This window comes from Psychroserpens sp. Hel_I_66 (genome assembly GCF_000799465.1).
Taxonomy (GTDB): Bacteria; Bacteroidota; Bacteroidia; order Flavobacteriales; family Flavobacteriaceae; genus Psychroserpens.
Genome location: NZ_JUGU01000001.1, coordinates 1296879 through 1311997, shown reverse-complemented (window position 1 = coordinate 1311997; position 15119 = coordinate 1296879). Strand labels below are relative to the sequence as shown.

Genomic DNA, 15119 nt, shown 5'->3' with positions numbered 1-15119 from the left:
GCTTAAAGGCTTCCGTCATCATCAAAGTCGTCTGTTCTCTTATTTTTTCCTTTACCCTTTTTATTAGGTTTTCTTTTGTCGGCATCTTCTCTCGAATTGCCATTGTCTTCTTTGTCAACGTGGAAATCGAATCGATAGGACATTCCGAAGTTAACACCAAAAACCGAAGGTGTATCCTTACTGTTAAAGGTGACAGCAGTATCTAATTGAAAATCTTTGCTCCAAAGGTAAGCACCTCCAAATCGAAATAAATTATCTGCATAAAAATCACTTTGAATTCCCTGTGTTTCTGCGAAAATCACCCATTGCGGACTAAAGCTATGTGTAAGGGTTAGAATGTATGTGAAATCTGAATAATCGGTACCAATTCTATCTTTTATAAAATTGGTGACTAAAACCCAACCTCCAGAAAAATTATTTTGTGTTGCAACCATTATTTTAGGGCTAAAGCCTTCAATACCTGGCGCTGTGTATGGATTGTTTTTTGTATCAAAATTTGCGCCAGCGTAAACTGCAACTGCGGGAATTAACGATTTCCATTTAAAGGAACGGTTGGCATGATAGCTGTACAGATTTGGCTTTTCTTCTTCCGCATTTTTGTAGGGATCATAAACCAGATATTTAGCTCCAATTGTAAATTGCTTGAAGTTAGACCGTTTATCTTCCGAAGAAATAATAGAACGGTTATCTGTAAACGTGTCGTTTTGATATGTCCCTTCAATGTTAAGTTCCAATTGTTCAAAAAGCAACCCGTAACGTGCTGTAAAATCTACTCCAAAACCAGATACATCATATTTGAGAGGTGTGTGTTCTTCTTTAACTATATAGGGTCCAACTTCTAATTGTGCAACATTTGTTCCTACGGAAAAAGCACTCTTAGAAACTCCAGGTCTATTTGAATTTATAACTTCTGTATATTGGGCAAAAGTGAGCTGAACGCTAATAAAAAATATAAAAGAGAAAGCTTTTTTGGTTAATTTCATAGGTTATCGATTTAAGTCAAATATAGAGATTTTATATAATTTTTAAGTATTTATAAGAGTAATTATATAGAGATAATTGTATTTTTGAAAAAATTTTATTTAATGTTACAGGAAGCATCATTATATGGTTTTTTGAGAACCATTCTTATCATACTCTTGATATATTATGGTATAAAAATCTTTACTCGCTTGTTCGCTCCATATTTGATGCGCTACATGTCTAAAAAAATGCAGGAAAAATTTGAAGGCCAGTTTAGACAGCAGCAGCAGCAACGTCCCAAAGAAAAAGAGGGAGAGACAGTTATTGATAAAATACCAAATAAGGACTCATCATCTAACAAAAAAGTAGGTGAATATATTGATTATGAAGAAATAGATTAATTCGTTTTTCAAATGTCTAAAACCTCTTTTATTGATTTGATTTTGCTCACGTATGTTGAGTTTTTATCAAAAAAATAACTACATTTCACTATCATTTCATTTAAAAGAATTTCATGACCTTTTCATTTAAAAAATTCTTACCACATATTTTAGTTCTTATTGGTTTTGTGGTAATTTCATTGGCATATTTTAGTCCGGTTTTACAGGGAAAAAAAATAAAGCAAAGCGATATCATGCACTATATTGGTATGGCAGAGCAGCAAAAAGAGTTTAAGGCTACAACCGGTGAAGAGACCTATTGGACCAATAGCGCCTTTGGCGGAATGCCAACCTACCAGTTAGGAGCTCGCTATCCTCACAATTATATCAAGAAAGTAGATTCGGTATTGCGATTTTTACCGCGTCCAGCAGATTATCTTTTCATTTATTTTTTAGGATTTTACATATTATTACTGTGCTTGAAAGTTGATTTTAAACTCGCTGCTCTGGGAGCATTAGCGTTTGGGTTTTCAACCTATCTCATTATTATTTTGGGTGTTGGGCATAACAGTAAAGCTCACGCTATTGCATACATGCCTTTGGTTTTAGCAGGTATTGTACTCACATTTCGACAGAAATATATTGGTGGTTTTCTTCTTACAGCAGTCGCCTTAGGTTTAGAAATTGGCGCCAACCATTTTCAAATGACCTATTATTTAATGCTGTTGGTACTCGTTTTAGGGATTGCCTATTTAATAGACGCATTCAGAAAAAAAATGTTGCCCCACTTTTTTAAATCTGTAGGGTTAATGGTCGTTGCGCTTGTTATCGCAATAGGTCTTAATGCTACAAACATAATGGCAACCCAAGAATATGTTACAGAAAGTACCCGTGGTCAAAGCGAACTGACCATCAACCCAGATGGCTCCCCAAAAGAAGTAACATCTGGCTTGAGCAAAGATTACATTACCGAATATAGCTATGGGCTCACAGAAACTTTCAACCTGTACATCCCAAGATTTTTGGGAGGTGGAAGCGGAGAAGATGTTGGTAAAGACTCAGAGGTTTATAAGTTTTTTAGAAATATAGGAGCGAGTCCAACTCAAGCTTTACAAGAATCACAACAAACACCAACATATTGGGGAGAACAAACCATTGTAGAAGCACCTGCTTATGTTGGAGCAGTTATCATTTTCTTATTTGTATTTGCCTTGTTTTTGGTAAGAGGTCGACTAAAATGGTGGCTTGTTGGTGGTACAATCTTATCCCTTTTATTATCCTACGGAAAAAACCTTGGCTTCCTAACCGACTTTTTTATCGATTATGTGCCTTTATATAATAAGTTTAGAGCAGTAAGTTCAATACAGGTAATTTTAGAATTGTGTATTCCTGTTCTGGCGATTTTTGGGTTGGTGAAACTATTTAACGATTTTGATAAAGATGAAAAGAAACTTAAAGCGCTCAAAATTTCTTTGGGAATTGCAGGAGGTTTAGCTTTAATATTTTTGTTATTTAAATCTACACTTTTTGAATTCGTCGGTGCTAACGATGGCTACTACAGACAAGCCTACGGTGAATACGGTCAAGGCTACATCGATGCACTTAAAGAAGATAGAAAAGCATTTTTTACCCAAGACACGTTGCGAACTTTAATTTTAGTATTGCTGTCTGCAGGAACGATTTTTATGTTCATCAAGAAGAAATTTTCCGAAACTGTAGTCGTTGGTATTTTTGCAATATTGATTTTATTTGATTTGGTTGGAGTAGATAGACGTTACGTCAATACAGATAATTTTGTGTCTGCTTCAAAAGTAGATCAACCTTACATTGCCAATGCAGCAGATACCGAAATTTTACAGGATAAAGACTATTTTAGGGTACTTGATATTTCTTCGGAAGGGAGCAGAGCTCCAGCAAGAGCAGCTTATTTTCATAATTCATTGAGTGGTTATCACGCAGCAAAATTGAAACGTTTTGATGAGTTGTTTGATTTTCATATTTCTCGAAATAACATGAACGTACTCAACATGCTCAACACCAAATATTTCATTGCAGAAGAGCAAGGGCAGGTGTTTCCTTATGTCAATGAAGATGCCAATGGTAATGCTTGGTTTGTTGCTGAAATAGAAAAACTAGAGTCTGCAAATGAAGAAATTAAAGCTTTGGATAGTTTGCAAACCAAAATAAAAGCGGTGACAACAGCTCAAGAATTATCAACTAAGCGATTTAATGTGGATTCTACAGCAACTATAACCTTAACAGCGCATCAACCTAATAAGCTCAATTACAAATCATCAAATACCAATGATGGTTTCGCAGTATTTTCTGAAATGTACTACGGGAACGGTTGGATAGCAACCATTGATGGTAATGAAGCACCAATACAACGTGTCAATTATGCATTAAGAGGTTTGCAAATTCCTGCAGGAAACCATGACATCGAATTTAAATTCGAACCACAAGTAGTACAAACCGGAAGTATGATTTCCCTTGGGAGTTCAGTTTTGTTTGGGTTATTGTTAATTGGTGGAGTTTGGTTTTGGTTTAGGAAGAAAGAAACTAAAACTAATTAAACTTTTATGACACTCTCAGAAGTTTACTTTTATATGCTAATTATTATATTTTTAATTTTTAGTTTTCTAATTGTTTTCTTTTCCGAAGATATAAAATGCAAAAAGTATTTTTTGCTATTTTTTAAAATCACCTTTTCAATTGGTTGGTTAGGTTTTGTAATGCAGTTTTTTGGTTGGAATTTTCTGTGTAAATATCAATTGATATTAATGACTTTTTCACCATTTATGACTTTAATTCTAATTAAAGGGATTATGAAACTATCAAACTTATTTTTTAAGAAAGAACCTTTTAATATTTCTATAAGAAAGGAGCCTCTTGATGGAATCTGGACTAAAAATAACTGGAACAATAACAATTTTTATTTTCACTTAAGGTATTCAAATCTTATAGTTGTTCGTCCTTTGTTAACGATTGCAGCTTTATATGGTATCATTGGAAGAAATTTTTGTTAAACTATGAAAAATCAAACCCTAATTATCACATACTATTGGCCACCAGCAGGAGGTCCAGGAGTACAGCGATGGTTAAAGTTTGTAAAATACTTACCTGAGTTTGGTGTTGAGCCCATTGTGTATTGTCCAGAAAATCCAAGTTATCCTATTATCGACGAGAGTTTGTTGAATGAGATTTCTTCGGAAATTAAAATCATCAAACAACCCATTAGCGAGCCTTATCGGTTTGCAAATTTCCTTTCAAAAAAAGACTCTAAACAGATTAGCTCTGGTGTTATTCCGAAGAAAAAAAAGCAAAGCTTTGTGCAACGTTTGATGTTATATGTGAGAGGTAATTTTTTTATTCCAGATGCGAGAAAAAATTGGGTAAAACCGTCGGTAAAATTTCTTAGCGATTATATCAAACAACATCATATTGAAACTATAATTACTACTGGTCCACCTCATAGTTTACATCTTATTGGATTGCAGCTTAAAGCAGAATTAGGGGTAAAATGGTTGGCAGATTTTAGAGACCCGTGGACAACGATTGGCTACCATAGAGAGTTGAAGCTGTCTAAATCTTCAGAAGAAAAACATAAGATTTTAGAAGCACAAGTGTTGCAAACTGCAGATCAAATTATCGTTACCAGTGAAAACACCAAAAAAGAGTTTTTAGCAAAAACAAAACAACCAATTACCGTTATCACCAATGGTTATGATAACCATAATGTGAAACGACAAGAAAAGGACGAAAAATTTACTTTAGCACATATTGGCTCATTATTATCTGAAAGAAACCCAAAGCAATTGTGGACTTCTTTGAAAGAGCTTATTGACGATAATGAAGATTTTAGAAGAAAATTTGAACTAAAATTAATTGGTGTTGTAAGTGAGGATGTATTGCAAACACTCAAAGAATTTGATTTGCAATCTTACATTAATAATTTGGGTTATGTGTCACATAAAGAAGCTGTGAAAGCACAAATGGCTTCGCGAGTCTTACTTATGGTTGAAATTAATTCTCAGGACACAAAAGTGATTATTCCAGGAAAATTGTTTGAATATATGGCTTCGGGAACTCCAATAATTGCAGTTGGTCCAAAAGATACAGATGTTGAAACGATTTTAAGAAATACAAATACTGGTAACTATTTTTTCTACGATGAGAAGCTGCGCATCAAATCACAAATATTGTCGTATTTTGAGGCTTATAAAAGTAATGATTTAGTTGTAAAGGCTATTGGTTTGGAGCAATACAGTAGAAAATCGCTAACTCAAAAATTGTCAAGCTTATTAGCGCCATAGATTAAAAATGAAAGCAAATTTTTTAGATTTTTTGAAGTTAGAGCATAATCCATTACAATTTTAAATCTATGGGAATTGTAGTTAATCAATCTTTTAGAAACACAGTTACAACCTATCTTGGTTTTGGTTTAGGTGCTATAAGTACATTATTTCTTTATACTAATTTTATTAGTGATGAGTATTATGGTCTTGTAGCGTATATATTATCTGCAGCAAATATTATGATGCCTTTATTGGCATTTGGAACTCACAATACGATTGTAAAATTTTACTCTACGTTTAAAACAAAAATTCGCTCAATAGCTTTTTAACGCTAATGCTGTTTTTGCCTATTCTACTTTCAATTCCTTTAGCTATAGTTGGACATTTGGCTTATGGTGTGATCGCAGATCTGTTAACAACAAAAAATGAAATTGTGGGAGATTACCTTTGGTATATATTTCTCACAGCCTTATCAATGGCTTATTTTGAAGTATTTTATGCTTGGGTAAAAGTGCAAATGCAAACCGTTTTCGGGAACTTTATGAAGGAGGTTTTTCATAGAGTGGGAGCGATGCTATTATTGTTTTTGGTCTATTTTAAAATCATTAACATTGATCAATTTATGATGGGTATCGTTGGGATTTATATATTAAGAGCATTGATCATGATGTTTCATGCTTTTGGTAGAAGGCTTCCCGTTTTTAGATTTGATAAAATTGAAAAAATCAATTCTATTTTAAAGTACTCTTCCCTAATCATTATTGCAGGTTCGGTCTCTACAATTATTTTGGACCTCGATAAATTTATGCTCAATAATTATATCGAAATAGAAAAAGTAGCCTATTATAGTGTTGCAGTATTTATTGCCACAGTTATTGCGGTACCACAACGTTCAATGCACCAAATACTATTACCACTTACAGCACAATATTTAAACGAGAAAAATAAAATAGCTTTAAAGGATTTATATCAAAGAAGTTCTTTGACGCTTTATGTTGTTAGCGGATTCATATTTTTGCTAATCGTTTTGAACATTAATGAACTTTATGAGATTATTCCTTCGGAATTTAGTGGTGGATTAATCGTAGTTTTTCTTATAAGTCTAGCCAAACTTTATGATAACCTTTTGGGTAACAACAACGCTATTTTGTTTAACAGCGACTATTATAGAATGGTGCTCGTCTTTGGAGTTGTTTTAGCAGTTATGGCCATCATTCTCAATATGGTTTTGATCCCTTTGTATGGCATCAATGGATCTGCAATAGCCACTTTTATTGCGATAATAGTGTATAATACCATCAAGATTATTTTCGTGAAGAGAAAGTTTAATATGCTTCCTTTTACTTCGGAAACTTTAAAAATCACCATACTTTTAATAGTCTTAGTTGGAGGGTTCTACTTTTGGGAGTTTCCGTTTAATCCATATGTGAATATTATTCTGAAATCGTTAGCTATAGGAGTAGTTTATGGATTTTTAATTTTCAAGATGAATGTTTCCGAAGATATTTCCGAAGCGATAAAAAAATATACAAGATTTAAAGCCTAATTGGTTTAAATCAAAAAAAAATCCTGTTTCCGCAGAAATTTGAAATGAGAAAGTCCCATAAGGTGCTTTGAGGCATACTGCTTATGGGACGTTCTACTAACCAACCAAAAAATTTATATGTTATGAGCGAGATCTTGATCTGCTCGTTCCAGAACTTCTACCTTTAGTAGATGTTCTTGAACTTGATGCTTTTACTTGCGATTGACTTCTAGAAGGTGTTGCCTTTCTTGAAGTAGTACTTCGCTTGTTACTTGATATACGAGAAGATTGTGCTTTTGGTTTTCTAATACTCGTATTTTTTCTAACTGCTCTATTTGTCGCCTTATTTTGAGAAATGGTCCTAGATGAATTGTTAACATTTCTAGATGTTTGCTTTCTAGAATTTGTAGCTCTACTATTTCTATTGTTTACCGTTGTATTTCTTGTAGCTCTAGGTGTTGAAGTTGATCCTCTTTTCGCTCCAACTGCTTTTGTATTATTACCTCTAATGGTTCTTGAAGAAGACGTTGTAGATCTATCATTATTACGAGTTGTTCTTGATGTTGAAGATATACTTCTGTCTCCACCACGTCTCGATGTACTTGAAACAGCTCTATTCCCTCTTGTATCGCCACTTCTAGGAGTTGCATCTTGTCTATAACGATTGCTAATGGTTGAATTTCTTCTGCCAGTTGTTGCAACTGCTCCTCGTCTGCTATTGACTCTAACAGGTTGTCTGTAATTATCTCTATAAGGTCTGTAATAGGTGTGTCTTACTGGAGTATAAAATTGTCTGTAAGGTCTTGCATAAACAACACAATAATTTACCGGTGGTACAACGTAATACGTGTGCCAAGGTCTATACACGTAAGCTCTGTTATAAACATTTATGAATCCAGAACAATGGGAGAATGCTCTATAGTTATTGTAGTGAACATATAAACCTCCTAGACGTGTAATGCGACCATAAGAATTATAGTTTACATTAATGTTTCCTATTTGGGTTACACGACCATAATAATCGTAAAAGATAGGCGTGTTTTCTATTTGAATTATTGCTCCAAAATCATCATATTGAACATAAGGATTATAATCATAACCAGAATTGAAACTAATGGATACACCAGGTGTATTTATAGCTACTTTAACATCTGGTCCATAATTTTGCATAAAGAAATCAAATTGACCATCTGGAAAGACTGAAAACTCAATTCCGCCTTCTACAAATATGAAAGAATTACCATAACCTCTAACATAGTTGTTTGATGAATTTGTATTTACTGTGTTGGTGGTTGTTGCTTGTGCTGTTGTTCCTACCAGGAGCAAAACAGCAAATAATGATATTAATCGTTTCATAATTATAGGTTTTTTTGATTACAGTTTATATAAAACAATTAGCGTGCCAAAAATCATAAAACATATGTAATACGCTGTTTGTAAGTGAATTGGGTTTTAAATTAATTAAAAATCCCAAAGGCTTGGGGAAACCTTCGGGATTTTATATATGCCACTTTAAAGTGAACACTTAACAAAAATCAATACATTAATTTATCTTATCTTTTTTGCTCTTTTTTTTTTTTACTTTACCATCTTTTCTATAGTAGTAATAATCTTCATCAAAATTCCCGTCAAAACCGTTATGGTTATCGTAATGATTTTGATTAAAAGCAGATCCTAATCCATAATTGAGTGTTGCATTACTTTGGTTAACAAAACCGCTATAGTTCACAACTTCTCCCCAGTGATTATAGTTAATTCTCAAACCGCCAACTTGACGAAGTAAACCATTACCACGTTGGTAATTCATATAAACAGATCCAGCTCTTTTAATACGACCTTCTCTATCATAATTGATAAATACATTACCAATTCTTCTCACCTTACCTTCAAAATCATGTGTTATAATAACACCACTTGATCTAGACCCAAAATGAATATCTCTTGAAGCTCCTGGAACACCATAAGTAGTATTTACAGAACCTCGTCGTGTTCGAGGTGTTCTATAATAAGTGTTGGTAACATTGTTTTGAATTTCTGTATTGAAATCAAAACTTCCATCAGGAAAAATCAAAAATTCTACACCTCGCTCAAAAAACACAATTGGTTCTGCAAAACGATAGCGTGCATTATTAAAATCTTCCCCATTTTGTACAACATCTCCTGTTGCATTTACTGTTGCAGATGTCAATCCAATTAACACAGCTGCTAAAAAAAGTACTTGCTTTTTCATAATTATAGGTTTTTAGATGTGTCTTCATTTCTAACTCATTTAGAAATTTTTCGACTTTAGCTATTTGATTGTACTAAACCAATTTGCGTGCCAAAAATCATAAGTGTTTGACTTTTAAATACTTGAATCTAAATATGTAAGATCTTTATTTCCGAAGACATTTATATTAGGTTTTTTCATTAATAGTATTGATTGATTTCTTAGTTTTCTTCGGAAATGTAAAAACGCCAAAAAATCAATTTTTTTACTACTTTTATTGTACCAACCAACTTGTCTAAATGGAGAATCAATCTAAACAATGTAAAAATTGTGAATCTGAATTAAATGAAGCGTTTCAATTTTGTCCAAACTGCGGACAAAAAGTAAATGAAGAGCTTACCATTGGAGTTTTGTTTTACAACACTATTAGCAATTACTTTTCGTTTGATGCTCGGTTTTTCAAGAGTTTCGTTCCATTGATGATTAAGCCAGGTTATTTGGCCAAAAAATTTCTGGAAGGTAAGCGTCTGCTATACTTGCATCCAGCGCAAATGTATCTGTTCATTACCGTAGTATTCTTTTTTATATTTTCATTCACAGCACGAACGCAAGCAGAAGCAATAAACAAGGAAATAAGAAAATCCTTAGGGCCAAAAGAGTTTACTGTGATAAAAGACTCTGTAAAGCAGAAAAAGAAAGATTCTATTAGCGCAATTGAAAAAAGGGAAAAAGATTCAATTGCAATGTTAGAAGTGAAGAAAGCACTTAAGAATAATAAGTGGATCACAGGATTAGATGAAGAAAAATTAGATTCTATTGTAGCTCAAAAAGATAATGGAAAAAATGGTATTTTGAGTTTTGATTATGGCGAACGGGAAATCGATTCTTTAATTGAGACTAATGCCTCAGATGAAGAGCTTTATTATGCAATGGGAATGAGAGAAGGGGATAGTTGGTTTAAGAAAAAACTGTACGGTCAACTTCTAAAATTTCACAAAACTAGAGATGGTGGTAATATTTTAAAGGCTTTCTACGATACGATACCGATAGCACTTTTCTTTTTGCTTCCAATTTTTGCATTCATTATAAAAGTACTTTATTTCAATAAAGGAAGATATGCACATCATTTGGTGTTTTCCTTTTATTATTTTTCGTTTTTGTTTACAGTTTTTAGCATTATTTTTGGAGTCAATCTTTTTTGGGATATTCCAGATTGGATAGATTGGTTAATAGCGTTATCCACATTTTTTTATCTTCTAATTGCACTCAAGCGTTTTTATGGACAAGGCTGGTTTTTAAGTTATTTTAAATGTAGTGTCGCAACGTTTACATTTATGATAATGGTGGTTCCAACAGCTGCCATAATAATAGGATTACTGTCATTTATGATTTATTAATATGAAGAGATATACAAGCTTTTTAATTATAGTACTCTCATTATTTTCATGTAAGGATAGTTCTGAAAAACAAGATAAGGTCATAGTTAAAACAGAACTTATAGCTTCTAAAAAGATTCAAAATCTACATTTAAAAAGAATAATAGATTCTCTGGATACAATAGAACCTAAGCTAGGATATTATTTATTTGATTTTAACCATGACCAATTAAAAGAATTAATGGTTTATGAAGTTGAAGCTTGTAAAACAGAATCTAAATGTGGCTATTACATTCTCCAATATGATGTAATCAATGATAATTATAAAAATATTGGAAACTTAAAAGGCGCTTTTAGAGATTTAATTGAGGTAGAGGATGGATACGATTTTATAAATACAGGAATAGCCATTGATGGTTCTAGTTTCATCACATCTCGATATTCTTATACAAACGGTAGGTATGAATTAACCAAAGACACGTATGTGGAAATAAAAAAAGGGAAGATGATTGAAACCAACCTTCTTAAAATTAAAGACTCTTTATAAATTTTAAATTTTGTCTTTTAAGTATTGACCAGTAATCGATTTTTTATTTTTAACAATTTCCTCTGGAGTTCCAGCAGCTATTAATTGACCGCCCTTTATGCCACCTCCAGGACCTAAATCAATAATGTAATCGGCACATTTTATTAAATCTAAATTGTGTTCAATCACAATAATCGAATGCCCTTTTTTGATTAGAGCCTGAAAGGATTTCAGTAATTTTTTAATATCATGAAAGTGTAAACCCGTTGTTGGCTCATCAAAAATAAACAGCGCGTTATCACTTTTGCTCCCTTTTCCGAGGAAAGAAGCCAATTTAATACGTTGCGCTTCACCACCAGATAACGTAGACGAACTCTGCCCTAAAGCCACATAGCCTAAACCTACATCCTGCAATGGTTGTAATTTGGTTTTTATTTTGGTGACGTTGTGCTTTTCAAAAAACGAAATTGCATCGTCAATCGTCATCGTTAAAACATCATCAATGTTTTTGCCCTCAAAAGTCACTTCAAGAACATCTTTTTTAAAGCGTTTACCGTTACAAGTTTCACAGATTAAATGCACATCTGCCATAAACTGCATTTCAATAGTCACTTCGCCATCTCCTTTGCAGGTCTCACAACGACCACCATCTACATTAAAACTAAAATGCTTGGCTTGATAATTTCTTATTTTACTTAGTTTTTGATTGGCATACAAAGCCCTAATATCATCATATGCTTTAATGTAAGTTACTGGATTTGAGCGTGAAGAGCGACCAATCGGGTTCTGGTCCACAAACTCAATATGCTTGATATTTTTAAAATTACCTTTCAATTTTGAAAATTGCCCAGGTTTATCTCCAAATCCGGTTAATTTTTTCTGTATGGCAGGATAGACTATTTTTTTGACCAATGTGCTTTTTCCACTTCCGGAAACACCAGTGATAACGGTTAACATCTCTAGCGGAAACGTCACATCAATATTTTGCAGGTTATTAGCTCTTGCGCCAATGATTTCTATTTGGTATTTGCTTTCTCTTCTTTTCTTCGGAAGTTCAATTTCCAGCTTACCATTAAGATATTGAGCGGTTAATGAGTTCGATTTCAGAATATCCTTAAATGTTCCTGTAGCCACAACTTCACCACCAAATGTTCCAGCTTCTGGACCAATGTCTATGATTTCGTCGGCAGCTTTCATGATGTCTTCATCATGTTCTACAACGATAACCGTATTTCCTAAATCTCTAAGTGCGATTAAAACTTTTATAAGCTTTTCGGTATCTTTAGGGTGCAAACCAATACTTGGTTCATCAAGAATATACATAGAGCCTACCAAGCTGCTACCGAGAGATGTAGCCAAATTAATTCGCTGACTTTCACCACCAGAAAGCGTGTTTGATTTTCGGTTTAAAGTCAAATAATCTAAGCCTACGTTGCTTAAAAAGGCTAGTCGGTTATTGATTTCCTTTAAAAGGCGTTTGGCAATTGTTGTGTCGTAATCATCAAGTTCTAACTGCTTAAAGAAATTTGCGAGTTGATCTAAAGGCATTTCTACCAAATCTGTAATCGTTACATTGGCAACCTTTACATAATTGGCTTCTTTTCTAAGTCGTTTTCCTTTACAGACCGTACATTTTGTTTTTCCGCGATAGCGAGACAACATCACTCGATTCTGGATTTTATAAGCTTTAGATTCTAATTCTTCAAAAAAAGAATTTAGTCCTTCAAAATATTTATTACCGTCCCAAATGAGTTGTTGCTGTTCCGAAGTTAATTCGAAAAATGGCTTGTGTATTGGAAAATCAAACTTATGTGAGTTATTGACCAATTGGTCACGATACCAGCTCATACTTTCTCCACGCCAAGGGAAAATCGCATTTTCATAAATAGATAATGCTGTATTTGGGATTACCAAATCATTATCAATACCAATCACATCGCCATAACCTTCACATTTAGGGCATGCTCCATATGGATTATTAAAACTGAATAAATGTGGATTAGGCTCTAAAAAAGTCATCCCATCCAGCTCAAACTTATTATTGAATTCGGTTTTTTTATTGTTAGAAAGCGATTCTATAATTGCTGTTCCTTTTCCTTCAAAAAATGCAGTTTCAATTGCATCTGCCAATCGGTTGTAAAAATCCTCTTCGTTTTTAACTATGATTCTGTCAACAACTAAATAAACATCTTTTTTAATGTTTTTTTCTACCGCATCATCAATTCTAAGTACCTCATTTTTATATTGAACTCTGGCATAACCTTGTTGTTTTAAAACGTTTAGTTTGTCTTCCATCGTTCTGCCTTCTTCCAAAATAATAGGTGAGAGAAGCAGTAATTTTTCTCTTTCATCAAAAGATTTCACTAAATCCAAAACATCTTTTGTACGATGTTTTTTTACTAAATCTCCCGAAATTGGCGAGTATGTTTTACCTATTCTTGCAAATAAAAGCTTGAGATAATCGTAAATTTCTGTTGTAGTACCAACGGTAGAACGTGGGTTTGTACTATTTACTTTTTGCTCAATGGCTATTGCTGGAGCAATACCTTTAATTACATCCACCTTAGGTTTGTTTAATCTACCAAGAAATTGACGTGCATAACTTGATAAACTTTCTACGTACCGTCTTTGTCCCTCAGCGTACAACGTATCAAAAGCTAAACTTGACTTTCCAGAACCTGATAAACCAGTAATGACTACCAGTTTATTTCTTGGTATGACCACATCAATATTTTTCAAGTTGTGCAATTTTGCACCTTTGATTATGATGTTTTCTTTTGGGTTTAAGTCTAGAATATTAGTGCTCATGGGTGTTTTTGCGAATAAGAATGTGCAAAGATAAGTCTTTTATTAGAGCATAGAAAATGCATTAATAATGATTTAAATGTTAAAGTTTGATGGGTTTTTTTGGAATTTCGGAATGATTATTGTTATATTTGGAAACATAAACAGTTAAAACCGAGTTGCCTATAACATAAGATTACTTTAAAATTTAACCCCCAAGCTAAGATTAAATTCTTTGCCATTAAAGTAATAATTATGAGACACGAACTTATCACAGACGCTGTTTTAGTTAGGAACTACATGGATGGAGACGAAAGCGCTCTATCAACTCTTATCCACAGACACAAACAACGAATTTACAGTTTTATTTATTCTAAAGTATTTGATAGAGATATCACCGAAGATATTTTTCAGGATGCATTTATCAAGGTTATCAAAAACCTAAAACTTGGTAAATATAATGAAGAAGGTAAGTTTTTACCTTGGGTCATGAGAATATCACATAACTTGGTAATAGACCATTTCAGGAAAAATAATAGAATGCCAAAGTTTGACAATTCTGGTGACTTCAATATTTTTTCGGTGTTAGGTGATTCTTCGTTAAATGCTGAAAAGCAACTAATTAAAGATCAAGTTGAAAGTGATCTAAGACGCATCATTGAAGAACTTCCTGAAGACCAAAAAGAGGTGTTAATTATGCGTATGTATAAGGATATGAGCTTTAAGGAAATATCTGACAAAACTGGAGTAAGCATCAATACTGCATTAGGAAGAATGCGTTATGCTCTTATTAACTTGCGTAAAGTGATCGACAAAAATAATATCATTTTAACAAATTGATACAATAATGTAAGTTTTGTTGCGTTTTAAGGATTATAACAAACTAAAAAACGTAAAATGGCAAAACTTTACTCAGAATGTACTCCGAAACAGAACAGTTTAAATCCAAAAGAAGAGACAGTGGATTTTCTTTTGAACTACAGCAAGGCTTTAAGTGTTATACATTATAAAAATTTGAAGTTTGAAGCGCTTCAAAACTAAATTTAAGAAAGTCCCGAATC

Annotated in this window: 12 protein-coding genes; 8 read left to right on the top strand and 4 right to left on the bottom strand. The window is 33.2% G+C overall.

Annotation, left to right across the window (positions count from 1 at the left end):
- Window positions 1-2: 2 nt before the first annotated feature.
- The gene (locus tag GQ40_RS05920) at window positions 3-983 is read right to left on the bottom strand and encodes a transporter (RefSeq protein ID WP_047546623.1); all 981 of its coding nucleotides are present in this window, start codon (window positions 981-983) and stop codon (window positions 3-5) included.
- A gap of 102 nt (window positions 984-1085) precedes the next feature.
- On the opposite strand from GQ40_RS05920, the gene GQ40_RS05915 reads away from it, so the two are divergent.
- The 5 genes from GQ40_RS05915 (at window position 1086) to GQ40_RS05895 (ending at window position 7184) form a co-directional block, all read left to right on the top strand.
- Window positions 1086-1364 carry a DUF4834 family protein gene (locus GQ40_RS05915; RefSeq protein WP_047546621.1) on the top strand — a complete coding sequence of 93 codons (279 nt, stop codon included), beginning with the start codon at window positions 1086-1088 and terminating at the stop codon, window positions 1362-1364.
- 113 nt (window positions 1365-1477) lie between these two features.
- Window positions 1478-3916: a YfhO family protein gene (locus GQ40_RS05910; RefSeq protein ID WP_047546620.1), complete on the top strand. Its 2439-nt coding sequence runs from the start codon at window positions 1478-1480 to the stop codon at window positions 3914-3916.
- Window positions 3917-4372: 456 nt separating this feature from the next.
- The gene (locus tag GQ40_RS05900; RefSeq protein WP_047546616.1) at window positions 4373-5656 is read left to right on the top strand and encodes a glycosyltransferase; all 1284 of its coding nucleotides are present in this window, start codon (window positions 4373-4375) and stop codon (window positions 5654-5656) included.
- A 68-nt stretch (window positions 5657-5724) separates the two neighbouring features.
- Window positions 5725-5967 (top strand): hypothetical protein, encoded by a 243-nt coding sequence (locus GQ40_RS17890; protein ID WP_316931462.1) that lies wholly within the window; start codon window positions 5725-5727, stop codon window positions 5965-5967.
- Between the two features lie 14 nt (window positions 5968-5981).
- Window positions 5982-7184: a polysaccharide biosynthesis C-terminal domain-containing protein gene (locus tag GQ40_RS05895; protein ID WP_316931461.1), complete on the top strand. Its 1203-nt coding sequence runs from the start codon at window positions 5982-5984 to the stop codon at window positions 7182-7184.
- A 120-nt stretch (window positions 7185-7304) separates the two neighbouring features.
- Here the strand turns inward: GQ40_RS05895 and GQ40_RS05890 are convergent, their stop codons facing one another.
- The gene (locus GQ40_RS05890; protein ID WP_047546613.1) at window positions 7305-8519 is read right to left on the bottom strand and encodes a hypothetical protein; all 1215 of its coding nucleotides are present in this window, start codon (window positions 8517-8519) and stop codon (window positions 7305-7307) included.
- 187 nt (window positions 8520-8706) lie between these two features.
- Window positions 8707-9393 (bottom strand): hypothetical protein, encoded by a 687-nt coding sequence (locus GQ40_RS05885; protein WP_047546611.1) that lies wholly within the window; start codon window positions 9391-9393, stop codon window positions 8707-8709.
- A gap of 278 nt (window positions 9394-9671) precedes the next feature.
- On the opposite strand from GQ40_RS05885, the gene GQ40_RS05880 reads away from it, so the two are divergent.
- Together GQ40_RS05880 and GQ40_RS05875 are read left to right on the top strand one after the other, a co-directional pair.
- The gene (locus tag GQ40_RS05880) at window positions 9672-10769 is read left to right on the top strand and encodes a DUF3667 domain-containing protein (protein ID WP_047546608.1); all 1098 of its coding nucleotides are present in this window, start codon (window positions 9672-9674) and stop codon (window positions 10767-10769) included.
- 1 nt (window position 10770) lies between these two features.
- Complete coding sequence (locus tag GQ40_RS05875; protein WP_047546606.1) at window positions 10771-11295, top strand: hypothetical protein; 525 nt, start codon at window positions 10771-10773, stop codon at window positions 11293-11295.
- 3 nt (window positions 11296-11298) lie between these two features.
- Here the strand turns inward: GQ40_RS05875 and uvrA are convergent, their stop codons facing one another.
- Window positions 11299-14082 carry an excinuclease ABC subunit UvrA gene (gene uvrA / locus GQ40_RS05870; protein WP_047546604.1) on the bottom strand — a complete coding sequence of 928 codons (2784 nt, stop codon included), beginning with the start codon at window positions 14080-14082 and terminating at the stop codon, window positions 11299-11301.
- A gap of 231 nt (window positions 14083-14313) precedes the next feature.
- On the opposite strand from uvrA, the gene GQ40_RS05865 reads away from it, so the two are divergent.
- Complete coding sequence (locus GQ40_RS05865) at window positions 14314-14898, top strand: RNA polymerase sigma factor (RefSeq protein WP_047546602.1); 585 nt, start codon at window positions 14314-14316, stop codon at window positions 14896-14898.
- Window positions 14899-15119: the final 221 nt, after the last annotated feature.